Genomic DNA, 17,202 nt, shown 5'->3' on the forward strand with positions numbered 1-17,202 from the left:
AACTTGCCCAGCTGAACGTCGATGTTCAGGCGCTGCTGGCCGGGATTGAGATTGTCGTAACGCTTCTCGATCCCATACTTCTAGCAACCGCGTAGAGCCGCTCAAGGAGAAGGAGCCAATGCCCTTCGTTGCGCAGCCCGATCGAGCATCCGCTGATCAACGCCCAGAAAACCACCATATGGCTTTCCGATGCCCCTTACCCTGTTCTTTGCGCCCAGTTCTGCCTGGAGTTCTTCTTCTCGCTTTTTCCAGCGCTCTCTCTGCTGGCCGTCATAACCGAATGCGAGAATTCTTGGACGGACATCCACCCCAAGAGGGCTTTCTGGCTTCGCCAATCGTTCCATCACCTCAATGTCGCTGCTGTCTATTCCAGGTGTCCTGCGGTCAAGGCGCATCTTGAGAATTTCGGCCTGGAAGGCGCAAACGGCCCGATATTGCTCAACCAAGGCCTTCTGGTGTCTTTCGATCTGGCCGTGATATCGTTTGACCTGCTTGAGTACGCGATCGGTGAAAAGATCACTGTTCCCGTAGAGCTTCGCCTCCCAAAACACGAGATTGTAGCCCACATCGTTCGGCTCCAGGCGTACGATATCGATCCGGTCATGACCCGTCGAATTGTCTTCGTCTTCCCTTTCCGCCTTGGTCCGGACGATAGAAAGCTCAAGGTCGACGACAAGCGGATCACCGTTGATTGCGCGATAGACCCCCGTAGCTTTCGCTCTGCTTTGCGTACGATGCGCCCTTGATTTCCTTCAGGGTCTGGCCTGGACGATAATCCGTTTGCATGCGTGCCTGCGGGTCGTAGTCGAAGGCTCCGCCTCGCATCGCAATGTATGCCCGTTCATTCCTGGGTTCGCGGATCAAGTATTTCACGTGGGTGTGCGGAACCGCCTTCCCCGCCCGGAAATCAATCCTGTAGATGAGTGCACCGCGGGAATAGGCATCGACGCGATTGTTGCGGAGCGCAAAGAAGACCTCGGGATCATCGAGTGCGTCTCGAAACCAGTTTGGTTCGCTCGCGCTTGCGCTCGCCAAAGCCTTCAGGATTTCAAAATTCTCGGGGCTCAGCTTTCGCGCGAACGGGTGATGTCGCTTCATCCATTCTTCAAACCTCCAACCAGTTCCCATCTTCAGAAGTCACGACATTCGCAAAGAGACCTTCGTACCGATCAGGAAAAAAGGTGTGGATCGGTATGAGTCTGCCGGGATCGACCGCCTTGGCATATCGCTGAAGGTCCAGAATATCGGCATGGCCCGAGGTGTGGATGGTCTCCATCGGAACGCCGAGTTCGCGGCACTTTTCCGTAAACCTGATGCCCGTTTCCTGGGCAAGATATCCATCCCACTGAGACCAGATTGCGCGCGCCTCGTTGAGCGCACCAACCTCCTGGAGGTCCGACAGCATCCAGGGCCTGACGATCATCACTGACTTGCTGGCTTCCCCCGGCAGCTTCTCCGGGAATATCCGATGCCCTTTATAAGCGTCGACCAGATGAGCGATCTCGTTCTGCACCAAAAGCCGGCGCTGGTATTTTGGAATATAGACTTTCACGTCGTCCCAGCAGTCTGCGGGCTTGGGAATGGACGCCGTATCCGTGGCTTTCAGGACTTCTGCCCCATACGCATCAACGATCAACTGCCGACGTGAGCGCTTGGCCGCCCGATAGACGCTGACAACGCGATCGATGTTCTGGACCGAGCAGGCCACCAACACCATTCCCGTTGTCTGGCGCATCGCATCATGCAGGCGGATCTCGATCTGGCTTTCCGTCTCGAACCGATCGCCTGCGGCGAGCCGGCCGAGGCTCGAGCCTTCCAGAAGCATGACATCGACGGCTTTTGGCGGATGCGCCACGAAGCGCTCGAACAGCGCAGCCTTTCGGCCATGTGCTCTGATGTCACCTGAATACAGCAGCCGTTTGCCTCCGGCCTCGACCAGCAGGCTGTAGGCGTCGAAACCGGAGTGATCCATAAGGAAAGGCGTGATCTCGAAATGGCCAACGCGGAAAGGTTGACGATCCCGATAGACGACGGGGCTCTCCGGAGCGTATCCACGCGGGACGAACGGCTTGGCGGCACGCATGATCGACAAGGTCTTTCCGCCTACATAGACATCGATCGGCTGAGAGAGTTTCGGAAGAAGGCCCCAGTGATCCCGGTGGCCATGACTGAGAACAATTCCCAGCAGCCCGGCGTCCGGCTCCTGCAGGCCGCTGACGGCCGGCAGGGTTGCGCTCTCGAATTCGAGGTCGAGCGGCTGCCCAAGGTCCAGCAGGATCCTGTGACCGTCCTGCTCCAACTCGACGCAACTTCCTCCGATTTCCTTGCTGCCACGATGGATGCAGAACTTCATTCAGTTTAGGCCCCCCTTTGGCCCAAATCTCGCAAGCCGATGCTAGCGTCGGATTGGTTACCGTTATCGATGCGAGCTATCCCAATCTCATTGGCTGGTAATGACTGTCGCTCCGGACGTCGAAATAGCCATCGCGCAAGGCGAACGCCTGCTTGATCAGGGCGATCCGCGACGGGGTGTGCAACCTGCGATCCGCCATTAGGATGAGCCGTTCGGCGTCTATGGAATAAGAAACCCGGCCACGAGGCCAGTCCTCGTACTCCGTCGCAAGCAAAGCCGCGCTCAGTCCCCTGCTGCGGAGCCAGCCTGGTCCTCGCCTCTGCATTTCAGACCAGAAGGTGTAGTGCCCCCTCGGGCTGACTATAGAAGGGCCATAGACTTCGCCCTTGGAGATGTCGATGGCTTCGGCCAGGCACGTGTCCCGGCCCGACCTGTCGTCCACGATCCAGAAAAGACCTATCTTCGCGGTAGTCACCTCGGGTGGCAGGTTTGCCAGGATTGAATTCAAATGCGCGCCTCCAGCTGTCGCAACGGGGCTTTCCGTGGGCCGCAGCGGCGGCTCCACGGCAGAGAGCCCAGATAAGTTCCTAAAATCTCGTCATCTTCCGGCATCTCAGGACGCAACGGCCGTTGACCAGCTCCGGTCGGGAATCGTTCAGTATTTCCTGCTCGATCTCATCCCCAGGAAAAGAATAAGGCCAACGAGCAATACCAATGAAAACGTGAGCTGCACTGCCGTTAGAAAGGTCCCGAACACCAAGTTCGTCTTCATGACATTCACTGCCAAGGCGGCAATCCCAAATATGGCCGCAAGTATGATCACGAGTACTCCTCCGCTGCCAGGGGCGCCTTGCGCTTGTTGAGCAAGCCAGAGGGTGAGCGCAAGGAATATTACCGCGAGAGACGAAAGCAATACGCCACCGATCATGTGGCCTATCCCAACGCCATATCTGCCGCAAATGCTTACTGTCCATGCCATAGTGATCAAAAGAGTAAAAATCGCGCAAACCCAGTATCCGGCTTTCCAGATTGGAGGAAAATCGTTCGTAATACTCACGTAGAGGAGATACGCCCCGATAGCTAACGTGGCCATTAGGAAGATCGAACTTATTGTTCCACCAAATGGAATGCCATTCCTGGATACCTCCTGTTCCGCACTATCAAAATTTGAATCGAACGTTCCCCCCATTTTGTCAGTCATGCAGATATCTCCCCTTGACCCCGCCATTTCTCATGCTTCAGGCCGAATGCTAATCGCGATCCCCCGCCGTCCAGTGGCGGCACGTCCCGGCGGGTATGTGGAGGCGGAGTTGCCCTCGCCCCACGCCATGTGCCGCTCCCTTGTCAGGAATTAGCTGTCGGAATGGTGATACGTATTAGGGCGGGAGATATTTACACCCTGACATCCAAAAAATGCGCTTGTTGCAAATTCGCAACAGCATCCAATGGGTGAGATGCCTGGCCGATTGGAACATCACCGTCGAGGACAGTAGCCGTGCTTGGCGGGCCGCACGCGGGCTAATGAGGCCCCGAACCAGCAGTCCGCATTTCTATCAGGGAGGCCAGCGACCGGCGAAGTCATACCGCGCGTGGAGGCCGGAAATGCATTGTTTCAGAATTCTGTCTCGGTCCGGGATGAATGTGGTCGGCCTGATCAACTTGAAACTCGTTTAGTGCCGTGGTGCCTCGTCTTGTACTCGAGGTACCCGCGAGAATGGACCCTCCAGCTTGACGGCCTTTGATCTCTCCAGCGGTCGGACATCTGAATAGCCTGGATTGACAGCCTTGATAGCCCCGACATTCTGCTCTATGTCGTTCAGGTATGGTATCAGAAGCGTTCCACCGTGCTTGCGAGCCGCGCCCGCGATTAAATCATCTACGGTTTTTTGTGCTTTAATAATAAGTATATTGATCTGCTCCGATTCCGTGTAGTAATCTATCGCTTGTTTTGATTGCTTCTCGTCAAGCGCTTCAAGTTTGACAAGTATATTCTCCCTCTTCCTGGCAAGAGCAAGAATCTGCTTAGAATAACTAAGTGCTGACAGTATAAGATTATTCATACTGTCGCACTCTGCGGAGGGAGTTTCGACACTTAATGTCGGTTCGTCAGCGTGCCCAGCTGTAGGCGGAAGGACCCAGAGAGTGCTCTTGTTCTCAGTGTCTGGGAAGACCGCAGAATCGGTCACACTTACAATTTGATCGTCAGGCCGCGGAGACGTAGGATTTGCCAAAGCGATTTGGCAGCTGAAGGCGACAATGGCGACGGAAAACGCGAACTGCCGCATGCCAATCTCCCACTATTTCCTTAAACAGTGGCAGAGGTGCAAGAAAAGTCAAGGCGGTAACTCTAGCCGAGAGCCGAAGGTATCAACTCGGCTCTAGGCGGATTGGCTAGTAGCCGATCGCGACCTGAGCTACTTGTCGTCCGACGCCCTTCAGTTTCGGTGAGTACAGGGGAGTTCGGTAGCTTCTCCATTCCTGAGTACGATGCAGGCAGCTTGGCCAGTTGGCCTAGGCCCCGACGAGAACACCGGTTTGGGACCTTGCCTAACGTTGGCTAAGCTCAATTTCCGTCTGCCTTCCATTTGTCGTAGAGCGACAATGCTTCTTCGGCCGCAGACACCTGCCTGAGATTCTTTTTCCCCTGAGCCAATCCCACGTCCTTTATCTCGAACCCGATCTTGGCAGTCGTCTCGACCTGCATCCACGGCCCATCCGCAGGATTCATTGCAGCGGTCGGGTCTCCCTTTTTCAGACGCTCAAGTATGTCGTCCCGAGTTTTTAGATAATCTGCCTCGGAGGTATTATAGACGACCTCCTGTTCCATGCTGGCGATGCCTAGCAAGTTGACGCTCTTGACCACCCTCTCTTCCGCAGCGGCTGCAACAACAGCCAATGCGGTTCCCAATATCAAAATAATGATCGAACGATATGCCATCTTCTCCCCCGTCCTTCAAAAAATAAGGAGCAACTTATATCGTCAGAAGCTTGTCTTGCTAGCTCAATTCTCAATGTCCGGCGGTTGTTCGAAATGCCTCCCGGCCGACCAAGCATCCCCACAAATTAACCATGCCGGCGTCTACCGGCTTGAGATCTGGCTCGGATCCCGATCGGTTGTCGCCGTTCACGTTGAACGTGAATGCAATCGGCCTCCGCCAAGTGCTGGTAACACCTGACGAAGGCCTGACCCAACCACCTGGATAGGGGTAATCGGGCTATGGACATTGATAGAAGGCATTTCCGCCGACCGGAAGGGGATCGGCACGCGTTGGAAGCAAGACTTGCGGGTTATCGACGCCTTCCTTGCCCGTCGGCGACAATGCCGAGGCAAGCGCGTGACGACGCCGATACGATCGGCGTCGACAGGCTGATCGATGAGGCGATGACGGCGGCGCTCGCCACGGAAGCGCGTGAGGATTCGACCTTCGGCGACTACGCGTCGCTGTTCGGCTTCTTTCGGTCGGCCGTGATGCAGGAAGGCCGCCTGGTCGAGACCGCGGTCGGGCAGGAGATCCTGCGCAATCCAAACCTGACGCTCTTGCCCGTGAGGCCGATGCCGATCGTGCCGGCCGCACAGGAGATGCTGAAACGCACGCCCGCCGATCAGCTCAAGGGGGTGAGATTTCCGTCGCGGGTGCATGCCAGCGAATCCTACAGGCCGGACCTGTTTGTCGTGAACAGGGCGCGGCACTCGGGCCTGATCCTGGACATCAAGAGGAGCCTGATCTCCTACCGCCCGCAGGAGGTCGACCGGCTCCGCTTCCGTATGCTGGCGGTGGCGGCGATCGCGCCGGAATGGGTGGCCGAGCATCAGCACACGCTGCTGGTGGAAGTGGAGACGGCCATCATCGATGCCGCTGACGAGGTGTCGGATCACGAGCGGGGTGTCTTCCGGCTTTCCGAGATCGACATGCTCCTGGAGACCCAAGGCGCCGCCGAATCCATCAGGCAGGTCAGGGACGCGTTTTCGTTGCGGGTTCAGGCGGAGCTTGCCAAGCGATGCCGGGCAGTCGGAATGGAGAAGCCTGACGCGGTCCTCGTGGGTTCCATGACGAATCCTCCAGCAGCTTCGGCAACACACACCATCGCCGAAAGCGACCGGACGGTCGTTCCTCTGCCAGCGTCCGGCGCGCGCCCGCGCTTCGGCTACGCGCGACGGCCAGGATTGCACTGACGGCCGAGGTCGACCGACCGCCTGGAGCCACCATCACTTGTCGAGTTTGATCGCCGCGGCCTTGCCGTGAGACGCGGGAGCATTGTGTCGTGAAGAAGCCATTTCCATTCAAAGCAGCATCACAACTCACCGTCGTGCCGAAGGAGCCACGCGGGCGCCAGCAGCGGAATCCTGGCGACAACGGCGCGATCCCGCAACATGCGCATCCGGCAGCCATGAAGAGACTGGCAAGCACTCCTCCCGCCAACGAGCATCGGGGCTCGCCTGTTGCCAGGCTACCGGAGGCCACCGTCCAGGTAGCGAAAGCCTCAACCTCGCATGAACTGCTGACGTTCATCGGGCACACTGAATCCTGTGCGGCGCTCAGACGCGCAGGGCTGATCTCGTCCTGCGATTGCCAGATCAATCCGGTGGAAGATCCGGCTATCACTATCGCCCTGATGGTACAGTCCGCCAGGATCAGTCTCGCCCAAGGCTCCCCCATCCCACCCATGTTCATCGAACTGCTCGCCCGTCGCGTCGAGGAAGGCGACGCCGCCTGCATGATGGTGGCCGAATGGCTCGACGCGATAGGGCTTGCCCAGGTGAAGCCGTTGCCCGCCCGCCGGCGGAGGACCCGCTGATGGACGCCCGTCTGGCAAAACATTTCCTGCGTCGGCTGCGGCATCGGCTGGAGGCGGACGCCATCGACCACGCCGTTGAGCGCGGAATCCTTGTGGAACGGCTGGGAACGGTTGAGGGACGCCGGCTGCGCGGATTCGCGCCGGGTCCGCTGGCGATCGGCAAATCAGAAGCGGAGATCGCCATTCTGCTGGGGCGCCATCACCGTGCGGGTTCCTCGACCGCCCGCTCCGACGATGACTGGGCCGATTTCGGAGTGACGGCCGATGACAAGGGTGCCGAAGGATTCACGTCCGGGTCCGATCAGGTCCCCGTGACCCCAGAGAATGCCTTGGATCTGCTCCGTCTTATTCGTCAGAGCGCCGAGCCGCCGCGGCCGGAAGCGATTGCCTCTCTCCTGCTGGTCGCGCAGGCGATCACCATGAGCGAAACTTCCCTGGACGAGGTCATGCGAATGCTTCGAACCCCAAGACCGATCGTCAGGATTGTCGGCAGGGTCCCAGGATTCGAGCAGGCATTCCTCGACCTGCTCGAGGGCGGTCTGATCCTGCCCGGGGGAGTCGCGACATGCCCCGGTTATGGCCTGAATCGGAATGCCTCCAATATCGGCTTTTCCGCGGTTTCCGCTGCACGCTGGCGGCGTATGGTCGTTTTCTCCGGTAGCGACCGCGACGACGCGTCCGACGAGGCGGCCGAGCGGCAGGTCGGATCGGCCGGCCGCACCGCCTATCCGATCCTTGGTGTGGCCGATAGCGAAGATTTCCTTCCGCCATCGCTGATGCGGGCAGCGACTATCAATCTCATCTGCGGGCCCCTCACCATGCAGATCATTCGCAAGACGATGAGCGCGGTTTTGGGCGACGAGCCGGAAGGTGGCATTCCCTGGCAATACTGTGAAGCGCTCACCATTGCTGACTTGGCCCTCGCCATCCGGCCCGGCGTGCCGGTCGGTCGAGTCCTTAACGTTCTGGAGGACATGGCTCGGGCTCGGTTCGCTGCTGCCTCGGTGACCAGCGGGTCCGGCTCCGGCTCGGGCGGGGAATCGAGTTCGAAGCCCAAAGACTCCACAAAGAAGAGCGACCGAGGCGATCCGAGTTCGGGCAGCGAGCGCATCGAACCTGTCGAAGCGACGGGGCCTGACAAAGGGCGTTTCGTTCCTCGTGTCGAAACGCTTTCCGGCTATGGTGATGCCACCGCGTGGGCGCTTGGCCTCAAGGCTGATCTGGCGCTCTGGCGTGCAGGCAAACTCGCCTGGCAAGATATGAGCGCAAAGCTCATTTTGTCAGGGCCGCCCGGCATCGGAAAGACCACATTTGCCCGTGCGCTCTGCAACAGCTTAAGGATTCCTCTCTTTGCCACGTCGGTCGCGACATGGCTCGAGCCAGGGTATTTAGGCGATGTCTTGAAGCGCATGACCTTGGCATTCCGGGAAGCGGAGGCGGCGGCGCCCGCCGTCCTGTTCATCGACGAGATCGACGGCTTCGGAACCCGCACCAGTGGTAAGGACTGGTCGGATTATCACAACGCGATCGTCAACCGAGCTTTAGAACTCCTTGACGGCGCGGCCAGAACAGCGGGCGTGGTCGTGGTCGGCGCTACCAATCGCCCGGAAGGAATCGATCCTGCCATTTTGCGCGCCGGGCGCCTGGAAACCCACATCGTCATCCCGCGACCCGATACCGCGGCGCTGATCGGAATCCTGCGGCATCACCTCGGTGGCGATCTCGACGCCGTTGTCGCCAGCGCGCCGCCGGAGACCTTCGGCGAGATCATGGAAGCCGATACTCCCCTGACGAGCTTGAATGAGACAGATCCCGATTCTGCTGACGGCGATCCATCGAGCCTCGAGCCGGCGACACTTGCTCCGAACAAAACAGTTCCCGACACCCATGGCGACGGCCGGCCCAGCACGCGGTCCGAAGCGGCGTCATTGGGACCGGTAGAGGAAGCGTATGATGATACTGTTTGATGGTGCGAACACCGACCTGACATTCGACTTGGCGCAGGCCCGATTGGTGTCGCTCCTTTCCGATATGGAGCGGCTACGGGATGGAATCCGGCCCGAGGATTTCGCCGGGCAAGTTCCGCTCCTCGATTACTGGATGCTCGCACAACGTCCGGCCACATGCCTGATCGGGTTGTCGACCGGGCATCCGTTGCTGCCAGGCATCGAGCGGCAGATTTCTACCTCCGACCTGATGTTGATGTCGCGTGACCGCGAGTGGGCGCGGACGATGTCGCGCTGGTATCGGCTCGGCCGTCCGGCCACCATCACGGGCCGCGAGCAGTGAGGTGTATCAACATTCCGGTCTTCACCAACATCTCGCGACGGCGGCCGCCAGCAACCGGGACCGACGTCAACATCTGCCGCCGCGATACCCGCTGCGGCCCACCCTCGGAGTGCGCTCGCCATGAATGAGCATGCGGAAAGCCGCAGCACGAGCGAAAGCGTCGCTGAGACGGCTGGCATTGACGGCGACCGGGATGACGGGCGCCGATCTCGAGCGAGCGGTGCGCGAGGCCCGGCAGAAGGCCAGACGTGCCGGGCGGTCGCTTAACCATTCCGATCTCGAGAAACTCCTCGCTGGCGCACGGCCGGCAAGGTCACCGTCGATGCGTCGGCGCATTGCCGTTCATGAGTCCGGTCACGCCCTTGCACGCATCGCCTGGAATTTCGGCATCGTCACACTCATCACCATCGAAGATCGCGACGGAATGGGATTTGTGGAATCTCATCGCGATCACGAGACGATTGACACGCAGGAGCAATGCTTTGCGCTCCTTCAGGTGCTCCTCGCCGGGCATGCCGCCGAGACAGTCATTTACGGTGCCGCATTGTCTGGATCGGGCGGCAGCGAACGGAGCGATTTGGCCCGCGCCACTCACCTTGCCTATCTGACGGAGGCGTCGATCGGCTTCGGCAGCACGACGCCGCTGCTCTACCGCGATGCTGCTGACATGCACGCCGCACTGCGCTTCGATCCCGAACTCGCCGCCCGCGTCAACGCACGGCTTGAGGCCGCGCATGCCGCCGCCTGCGGTCTCGTTAGTCGCAATCAGGAGGCCCTGCAGCATCTCGCCGAAGCACTGGTGCGCCACGGCACGCTGGAAGGCGCGGAGCTCGCGGCAGTGCTGGCCGAGGTGCGCAGTCAAATTGAACGTCCTGAGCCGCCTCTTCACACGTCATGACAGGGCGTTGTCTCCACCACAAGTTGCGGACGTAAGCCCCGAACATACCGTTCGCGGCGGGAGGAGTGACGATGAGGCGATCCACACTCAGTTATGAAAGATACCTCCCAGAGCCGAACGCAGCGACTTTAGGAACTGGGATGGGTGTCGAAACGGGTGTTTCGAGGAGACCGGGCGAATCCTTGGATAACGATGGCGGCGTTTCGGGAAATGGTCGTCGATGGGGATACGCAACGTCAGTCACTTTTGGTTCCCGATGTAGTCCTTTGCCGGGTTCCTTGAGTGCCCGATTTGTTCGCCGCAGCGCGAAGAATTCTCGGATTGGTTGTAAGGATTCGTTGCGCTAATGGGAAGCCGGCGAATCCTTTCCACGCGCGGTCAGCATCGATCCCATGACAAAGGATTCATTATTGATAGCAATATGTTAGCTCATGGCAACGCCGAAGTCAGACTCATCGCCAGAGCTTTACAAATAGCCAGGGCCATTCATGTTGTAGGCCATGCTGACTTCAGTCGGACTGGAAACTTACAACCTGAGAGAGCATAGGAGTAAACGTGATGCAGGATGAAAAACAGGTCCGGGTCCACCTGCTGGCGCGGACCGCAGGCGTGAAACAGGGCGACATTAATACTGGTACTGCGGACCAGCTGCGGGACTTGAGAGCGCATGCTGCAGAGAGAGGTTGGGTTGTTGCCGGAGAGACGGCGGAGATTGGCGTCAGCGGAAACTCGACCGATCGGCCGGGCCTGAATAAGATTCTGGCGCTGGCGTCATCTGAGGCGCCGCCGTTCGACATTCTTCTGGTTGTTTCGGCCGATCGCATCTCCCGCGACGTCGGTATGGTGTCCCAGGTCCAGCGCCGTCTCCAGGAGAACCGGATCGAGATCCATACGCTCGAAGGCGCTTGGTCATCACCCTCCTTTGAAACGACGCTTAAGCCGCCGGGCGGAGGACTTCGTAGGCAGCGACCAAGAAGGATCGCGGACGTGGTCATGGATCACGAAGCCCAAGGCAATGAGATAGCCGGCAATGGCCGCGTCGAAGCACTGACGGAAACGCGCCCAACAGGGGTGATACGGGCAATAGTAAGATCACTGGATGCAATAGCGCGTGCACCCGGGTTGTCGTTGATGGACTGGGCGATAACCAACGCAGGCAAGGCGAGCGTCGCTCCCGAAATTCTGGATTTTGCTACGGGTGGCACAGCGAGCTGCTCAGGTGGGCGCAGCTGCGCCCGCGTCTATCTTGCTTTGCAGGGTATGGCGATACCAATGACAGAAACGACGACGGGAATGGATATGACGCGGCGCGAATGGTGGCTGCGCGCCATGGCGGAGCATATGGCAAGGTGACCAAAAAGGCGTGATGGCAATTGCTACTGCGCAGCCCGCGATATGGGAACAAGCCCAGGCGGCGACCCGTGCATGGGAGAAGATCACGCAGGAACAGGAGCAGCGTTTTGCGGATGACGAGTGAAAATCGCAAACAGGTCATCCGTACGACGAGGCGATTGGCGTTCGGTCGGCAAGCCGGGACCTTGTATCAGCCTATGGCAGCGCGGGAGTGTTCTGATGCAGCCTTACGCACGTACGTAGGCCGGTCCGTAAGCGGCGGAAGGAGACCGGCACATGGCGCGCCCGAGCGCCGGAATCGACTTAACACGCCAAGAATGGTGGCTGCGCGCCGCAGTCCCTCCCAGGCTTGGCCATTGCCCGAATGAGCCCGGGGAAACAGGCAACGAAAAATGGCTCGCGACTCCATCGCTCCAGCTAGGCTTGTAGCCCACAGGATCCACCCCCGGAACCCCTCGATGCGGCCCTCAGGAACGAGCCACGAAAGGATATCCGCGCACCGCACCGCGGTGGCGGACTGCGGCCGTTCCCGACCCACAGGCGACACAATCTCGACTGCGGAGCCAAGCCGCGCCCTCGATCCGACCACGGTAGACCGACAGCTTCTGGAAGCCTGCCTGGATCGGCTCGCCCAGATAATCGTGACCGGAGGCGCTGAGGAAAAGAAGATCATAGCGATTTTTGAGCGGATCGAGGCGGAAATTCGGCTCATCGACGAAAAGGCTGATGCCTTAAGGAAAATCGACGCTCGGTTCAGACGACTCTCGGATCGAAAGGCAGCGCCATCCGCTTAAGCCCTTTTTGCCATAGCCTCAGACCGCCCCCTTCGCCATATTCCGGCCTGTCGATCGAATGTCCGACCATCATTTTTCGGACTTCAGCATCTATTTTTGCGTTCTTCATTCGATCTTCGAATGCATGCCGCAAGGAATAAACAACGTGCTTTTCAGTCTCAAGCAGATTGTTCTCCTCGAGGTACTTGTTGCACGTTGCAGAGAATGAGTTGGAATTGTCGTAGTATCGTGGAAATCCGTCCTGAAATTTCTGAAATACTTTAAGGGCGACGCCGACAAGGGGTATGTCCCGCTCCGATGACCCCGTCTTCAGCTCGAAAGGATCGTCGAGGTCCATCGACGGCCTGATGCGGATATGCGGCACCGGACCGTCCAACACGATATCATCGCGGCGCAAGTTGCATATTTCCGCCGGTCGGGCGCCTGTCTCGATCAAGGCCAGGAATATGCCTCGCGCCTCTTCGTTCATCCCGTCCAGCGCGCTTCCGTGCAGAAACTTTTCGACTATCCATCCGGTGCTGAACGGAGGCCGGATCGCCTTCCTCTTCTTCTTCTTTGGTTCGCTGAAACTCAAATCTGCGAATGGGTTTTGTCGGTCCCGCTGGCCGATATGCGTGTAATACGCCTTGTACAGCTTGCTCAGCGCCCCGATCGCGCGATTTCCGGTGGAGACCGAGTAGAGTTTGGGACGCTCACCGCTGAGCTGGTCCTTCGATGCCTGCTGATCCTTCCGGTCCTTCACATCCGGCACGATCTTCTTGACCCAGTACTCCTTGTATCTCGTAGTCATCTCCCGCGTGATTGAACCGATCTCGACCACCCCGATGACGTCGTGGAAGCCGGCGATCGCCCATTCCAGTTTCGTCTTCCAGCGTGCGCGCTGCCTCACGCTCTTGCCCATGAGTTGCGTGCTCGCGATCATTTTTTCGTAGATCTCCAGAACCTCGGTAAAAGTCACCGCCGGCAAGTCAACCGTTCCAAGAACTGCTTGAACCGCGGTCGCCGGGGTCTTCTCGCCCATCACCGCAACCACCCTTTGGACGATTTCTTCGATCGGCAGCTTCGCTACCTCGGCGGCGGTGCGGTATGAAAAGCCGAGCGCCTTGGCATGCCGTACTGCCTGCCCGTACCGGTCCAGGGCGTCGCCCGCCGAGCACTCGTCGGAGATCAGCGCCGCCCAGTAGTCGTTGTGTGCCTGCTCGTAGATGTTTCGCTTTTCGCGTGCCGTGAGGATGTCATCGGTCTCAAGCGACAACCTGATGATGGGCGGGAAACGCTTGTCGATGAGCGCTAGCTGAGCCGGAACTCGCCGATGGTACTGGTAGATTCCGCCTCGGCAATGAAGGTAGCGGTCAGGACTGATCTTTATGCGCCGCATGGTTATGTATCACATTTTGTATCACGCAATGTGGCACGAAAATCCGCATTATGTCAATGCTATAGCCAAAAACCCGGTGTTTGAAGGGGGGCTGGAGCGGGTAGCGGGAATCGAACCCGCATATTCAGCTTGGAAGGCTGCTGCTCTACCACTGAGCTATACCCGCGCCCTGCACTGAGGTACCGGATTCACCCGAAAAGCGCCATGCACTTTCGGTCCGAGACTTTTCGTTTCAGGGCTTCCGGGCCGGCAGTGGTGGAGAGGGTTGGATTCGAACCAACGTAGGCTAAGCCAACGGATTTACAGTCCGTCCCCTTTAACCACTCGGGCACCTCTCCAGTCTGCCGCCGGAGCCATGCAACGAGGCATTTTCGCCGATCCGAAGCCCGAGTAAGATCTTCTCCGAAATCAGCGAAGCGCCTTATGGCGGCAAGGCCGGTGGGTGTCAACCGGCGCGGCGAGGGTTTTTCGAGGATGTCCGGCATTCATGTCTTCAGCCCATATCCTTAGCCGGACGGGACGGCTATAGAAGCCGCCATGAGCGACGATAAAAGCAACAAGCCCGGCACGCGCAAGGACACCCACTACGCCAAGCTGAGGCGCGCGCACCGCGACCAGAAAGCGGGCGGGCCGCCGGCATTCCGGCCGCGCCAGCCGATGCAGCCGGGCGACGCGGCCGCCGACGGACTGGTGCGGCTTTACGGCCTGCACACGGTGCGGGCCGCGCTCGACAATCCGCGCCGCAGGATCAGGAAGATGCTGGTGACCCGCAACGCAGCCGAGCGGCTTTCGATCGGCGACCTTGCCGCCCTGCCCTTCAAGGCCGAGCTGGTCGAACCGAAGGACATCGACAGGATCACCGGATCCGACGCCGTGCACCAGGGTGTGCTGATCGAGGCGGAGCCGCTCAAGGCCAAGCGCCTCGACGCCCTCGGCGACGCAAAGCTTGTGCTGGTGCTGGACCAGGTGACGGACCCGCACAATGTCGGCGCGATCCTGCGCTCCGCGGTCGCCTTCGGCGCCGGCGCGCTGATCACAACCGCCCGCCACAGCCCGCAGGAATCCGGCGTGCTGGCCAAATCCGCCTCCGGCGCGCTGGAGCATATCGACCAGATCGAGGTGAAGAACCTCGCCGATGCGCTGGGTCAGTTGCACGAGGCCGGCTACCAGACCATCGGACTCGATTCCGAAGGGCCGGCAGAGCTCGAGAAGACCTTCGATGGCGAGAAAATCGCGCTGGTGCTGGGCGCCGAAGGCAAGGGCCTGCGCCAGAAGACCCGCGAGACGGTGGCCGCACTCGCTCGCCTCGACATGCCTGGCGCCATCCACTCGCTCAACGTATCAAACGCGGCGGCGATCAGCCTCTATGCGGCAAACGTATTCTTGAAGCGCTGAACCCGGATCGGTCCCTGGGCATCGAAGCGAAAACGGGTTCCGGCGAGCAACGCAGGAACCCGTTCTCTGACAGGAAAAGAGCAGGCGGCATGGGAACGTTGAGCCGCCCGCTCCTGACCTAAGCCGCCTTGCCCTTGGCTTGCGTTGCTTCCGCGCCAACCTCATGCGCCGCCATCCGCTCCAGCGCCCTGACCAGCGCCGAGTGATCTTCGCTGGACCCGCCATTGGCGGCGCAGGAATTGAACAGCTGCTGTGTCGTTGAAGTGTTGGGCAGCGACACGCCGAGCGCCTTGGCTCCTTCCAGCGCCAGATTGAGGTCCTTCTGGTGCAGTTCGATGCGGAAGCCGGGCGCGAAGATGCGCTTGATCATGCGCTCGCCATGCACTTCGAGGATGCGCGAAGCGGCGAGCCCGCCCATCAGCGCCTGCCTGACCTTGGCCGGATCGGCGCCGGCTTTGGAGGCAAAGACAAGAGCCTCGCCGACGGCTTCGATGGTGAGCGCCACGACGATCTGGTTGGCGACCTTGGTGGTCTGGCCGACACCGTTCGGACCGACCAGCGTGATGTTCTTGCCCATCCTCTCGAAGATCGGCCTGGCGCGTTCAAAGGCTTTCTCCTCGCCGCCGACCATGATGGTGAGCGAGGCCGCCTTGGCGCCGACCTCGCCGCCAGATACCGGCGCGTCGAGGTAATCGCAGCCGAGCTCGTTGATCTTTTTCGCGAATTCCTTGGTCGCGATCGGCGAGATCGAACTCATGTCGATGACGAGCTTGCCCTTCGACAGGCCGGAGGCAACGCCGTTCCCGCCGAACAGCACGTCGGCGACCTGCGGGGTGTCAGGCACCATGGTAATGATGATGTCGGCGGCCTTGGCCACCGCATTGTGGCCGGAAACGGTCTTCAGGCCCTTGGCCAAGAGATCGGCCGGCGGCTTGGAGCGGTGATCGCTGGCGATGACCCTGTAGCCGGCGTCGAGAAGATGTCCCGCCATCGGCGCGCCCATGATGCCGAGACCGATAAAACCGATGGTTTCCATGAAAGTTCTCCGTCGTGTTTGTCGAGGTCGCGTTCCTGCGCGCCCCTCTCTGTCCTGCCGGACATCCCCCACGAGGGGGGAGATTGGCAGCTTCGGCGCCGGCTCTTAAGCCGCGGCGCTTCCCTGCCCGGCGAATTCGCGAAACCAGCCGAGCCCGGATTCCGTGCCGGCCTTCGGCTTGTACTCGGCGCCGATCCAGCCGGAATAGCCGAGGCGGTCGATGTGGTCGTAGAGGAAAGGATAGTTGATCTCGCCCGTCCCCGGCTCGTGACGGCCGGGATTGTCCGCAAGCTGGATATGCGCGATGCGGCCGAGGTTCGCCTCGATGGTACGGGCGAGATCCCCCTCCATGATCTGCATGTGATAGATGTCGTATTGCAGGAAGATATTCTTCGAGCCGATGCGGTCCATCAGCGCCAGCGCTTGGTCGCTGAAGTTGAGGAAGAAGCCCGGTATGTCGCGGGTGTTGATCGGCTCGATCAGCAGCCTGATCCCGGCCTGCTCCAGCTTCTCGGCCGCGAAGGCGAGATTGTCGGCAAAGACATTCTCCAACACCGCGCGGTCAGCCCCCTGCGGCGCGATGCCGGCCAGGCAGTTGATCTGCTCGCAGCCCAGCGCATGGGCGTAGCTGATCGCCTTGGCGACGCCCTGGCGGAATTCCGGCACGCGGTCCGGCAGCACGGCAATGCCGCGCTCGCCCTTCGCCCAGTCGCCGGCCGGCAGGTTGAAGAGAACCTGGCTGAGGCCGTTCTTCTTCAGGCGAGCCGCGACGACGTCCGGCGCATGATCATAGGGGCCGATATATTCGACGCCCTTGAAGCCGGCGCGGGCCGCGGCGTCGAAACGGTCGAGGAACTCATGCTCGCCGAAGAGCATCGAAAGATTGGCTGAAAAACGCGGCATGCTTTT

General features: G+C 59.9%; 17 protein-coding genes and 2 tRNA genes. 7 read left to right on the forward strand and 12 right to left on the reverse strand.

Annotated elements, in window-relative coordinates; all coding sequences use genetic code 11:
- Positions 1-101 precede the first annotated feature (101 nt).
- The 7 genes from FJ424_RS24740 to FJ424_RS24770 all read right to left on the reverse strand — a co-directional run bounded on the left by FJ424_RS24740 (position 102) and on the right by FJ424_RS24770 (position 5,291).
- On the reverse strand, positions 102-566 hold the full coding sequence (locus FJ424_RS24740; RefSeq protein ID WP_140657635.1) for a hypothetical protein: 465 nt from the start codon (positions 564-566) through the stop codon (positions 102-104).
- 115 nt (positions 567-681) lie between these two features.
- Entirely contained in the window at positions 682-1,098 is a 417-nt protein-coding gene (locus FJ424_RS24745) for a hypothetical protein (RefSeq protein ID WP_140657633.1), read from the reverse strand.
- Between the two features lie 7 nt (positions 1,099-1,105).
- Positions 1,106-2,353: an MBL fold metallo-hydrolase gene (locus FJ424_RS24750; protein WP_140657631.1), complete on the reverse strand. Its 1,248-nt coding sequence runs from the start codon at positions 2,351-2,353 to the stop codon at positions 1,106-1,108.
- A gap of 76 nt (positions 2,354-2,429) precedes the next feature.
- A complete protein-coding gene (locus tag FJ424_RS24755; RefSeq protein ID WP_140657629.1) occupies positions 2,430-2,861 on the reverse strand; it encodes a hypothetical protein in 432 nt (143 codons plus the stop codon).
- 147 nt (positions 2,862-3,008) lie between these two features.
- Positions 3,009-3,554 carry a hypothetical protein gene (locus FJ424_RS24760; RefSeq protein WP_140657627.1) on the reverse strand — a complete coding sequence of 182 codons (546 nt, stop codon included), beginning with the start codon at positions 3,552-3,554 and terminating at the stop codon, positions 3,009-3,011.
- A 469-nt stretch (positions 3,555-4,023) separates the two neighbouring features.
- On the reverse strand, positions 4,024-4,638 hold the full coding sequence (locus FJ424_RS24765) for a hypothetical protein (protein ID WP_140657625.1): 615 nt from the start codon (positions 4,636-4,638) through the stop codon (positions 4,024-4,026).
- 278 nt (positions 4,639-4,916) lie between these two features.
- Positions 4,917-5,291, reverse strand: coding sequence for a hypothetical protein (locus FJ424_RS24770; protein WP_140657623.1), 375 nt, complete (start codon positions 5,289-5,291; stop codon positions 4,917-4,919).
- 444 nt (positions 5,292-5,735) lie between these two features.
- Between FJ424_RS24770 and FJ424_RS24775 the strand changes: the two genes are divergently transcribed.
- The 6 genes from FJ424_RS24775 (at position 5,736) to FJ424_RS24800 (ending at position 11,690) form a co-directional block, all read left to right on the forward strand.
- On the forward strand, positions 5,736-6,527 hold the full coding sequence (locus tag FJ424_RS24775) for a hypothetical protein (RefSeq protein ID WP_140657621.1): 792 nt from the start codon (positions 5,736-5,738) through the stop codon (positions 6,525-6,527).
- An 89-nt stretch (positions 6,528-6,616) separates the two neighbouring features.
- Positions 6,617-7,150 carry a hypothetical protein gene (locus FJ424_RS24780; RefSeq protein WP_140657619.1) on the forward strand — a complete coding sequence of 178 codons (534 nt, stop codon included), beginning with the start codon at positions 6,617-6,619 and terminating at the stop codon, positions 7,148-7,150.
- Positions 7,150-9,117: an ATP-binding protein gene (locus FJ424_RS24785; RefSeq protein ID WP_181182129.1), complete on the forward strand. Its 1,968-nt coding sequence runs from the start codon at positions 7,150-7,152 to the stop codon at positions 9,115-9,117. The genes FJ424_RS24780 and FJ424_RS24785 overlap by 1 nt, the downstream gene beginning before the upstream one ends.
- The gene (locus FJ424_RS24790) at positions 9,101-9,439 is read left to right on the forward strand and encodes a DUF6634 family protein (RefSeq protein WP_140657615.1); all 339 of its coding nucleotides are present in this window, start codon (positions 9,101-9,103) and stop codon (positions 9,437-9,439) included. Before FJ424_RS24785 ends, FJ424_RS24790 begins: the two co-directional genes overlap by 17 nt.
- Before the next feature lie 193 nt (positions 9,440-9,632).
- On the forward strand, positions 9,633-10,337 hold the full coding sequence (locus tag FJ424_RS24795) for an ATP-dependent Zn protease (RefSeq protein WP_181182127.1): 705 nt from the start codon (positions 9,633-9,635) through the stop codon (positions 10,335-10,337).
- 558 nt (positions 10,338-10,895) lie between these two features.
- Positions 10,896-11,690: a recombinase family protein gene (locus FJ424_RS24800; protein ID WP_140657611.1), complete on the forward strand. Its 795-nt coding sequence runs from the start codon at positions 10,896-10,898 to the stop codon at positions 11,688-11,690.
- A 753-nt stretch (positions 11,691-12,443) separates the two neighbouring features.
- On the opposite strand, the gene FJ424_RS24805 is transcribed toward FJ424_RS24800, so the two are convergent.
- From FJ424_RS24805 to FJ424_RS24815, 3 genes are all read right to left on the reverse strand, one after another.
- Positions 12,444-13,862 (reverse strand): DUF6538 domain-containing protein, encoded by a 1,419-nt coding sequence (locus tag FJ424_RS24805; RefSeq protein WP_140657610.1) that lies wholly within the window; start codon positions 13,860-13,862, stop codon positions 12,444-12,446.
- A 92-nt stretch (positions 13,863-13,954) separates the two neighbouring features.
- Positions 13,955-14,028: transfer RNA gene (locus tag FJ424_RS24810), tRNA-Gly, on the reverse strand.
- Positions 14,029-14,115: 87 nt separating this feature from the next.
- Positions 14,116-14,200, reverse strand: a tRNA-Tyr gene (locus FJ424_RS24815).
- 199 nt (positions 14,201-14,399) lie between these two features.
- Here FJ424_RS24815 and FJ424_RS24820 point away from each other — a divergent pair.
- Positions 14,400-15,257 (forward strand): RNA methyltransferase, encoded by an 858-nt coding sequence (locus FJ424_RS24820; protein WP_140657609.1) that lies wholly within the window; start codon positions 14,400-14,402, stop codon positions 15,255-15,257.
- A 118-nt stretch (positions 15,258-15,375) separates the two neighbouring features.
- Here FJ424_RS24820 and FJ424_RS24825 read toward each other — a convergent pair whose 3' ends face one another.
- Both FJ424_RS24825 and otnI read right to left on the reverse strand, forming a co-directional pair.
- On the reverse strand, positions 15,376-16,365 hold the full coding sequence (locus FJ424_RS24825; protein WP_281405445.1) for a 2-hydroxy-3-oxopropionate reductase: 990 nt from the start codon (positions 16,363-16,365) through the stop codon (positions 15,376-15,378).
- Between the two features lie 33 nt (positions 16,366-16,398).
- Positions 16,399-17,196 (reverse strand): 2-oxo-tetronate isomerase, encoded by a 798-nt coding sequence (gene otnI, locus FJ424_RS24830; protein ID WP_140657605.1) that lies wholly within the window; start codon positions 17,194-17,196, stop codon positions 16,399-16,401.
- Between the last annotated feature and the right edge of the window lie 6 nt (positions 17,197-17,202).

The sequence above is a fragment of the Mesorhizobium sp. B3-1-8 genome (assembly GCF_006439495.1).
Classification (GTDB): Bacteria; Pseudomonadota; Alphaproteobacteria; order Rhizobiales; family Rhizobiaceae; genus Mesorhizobium.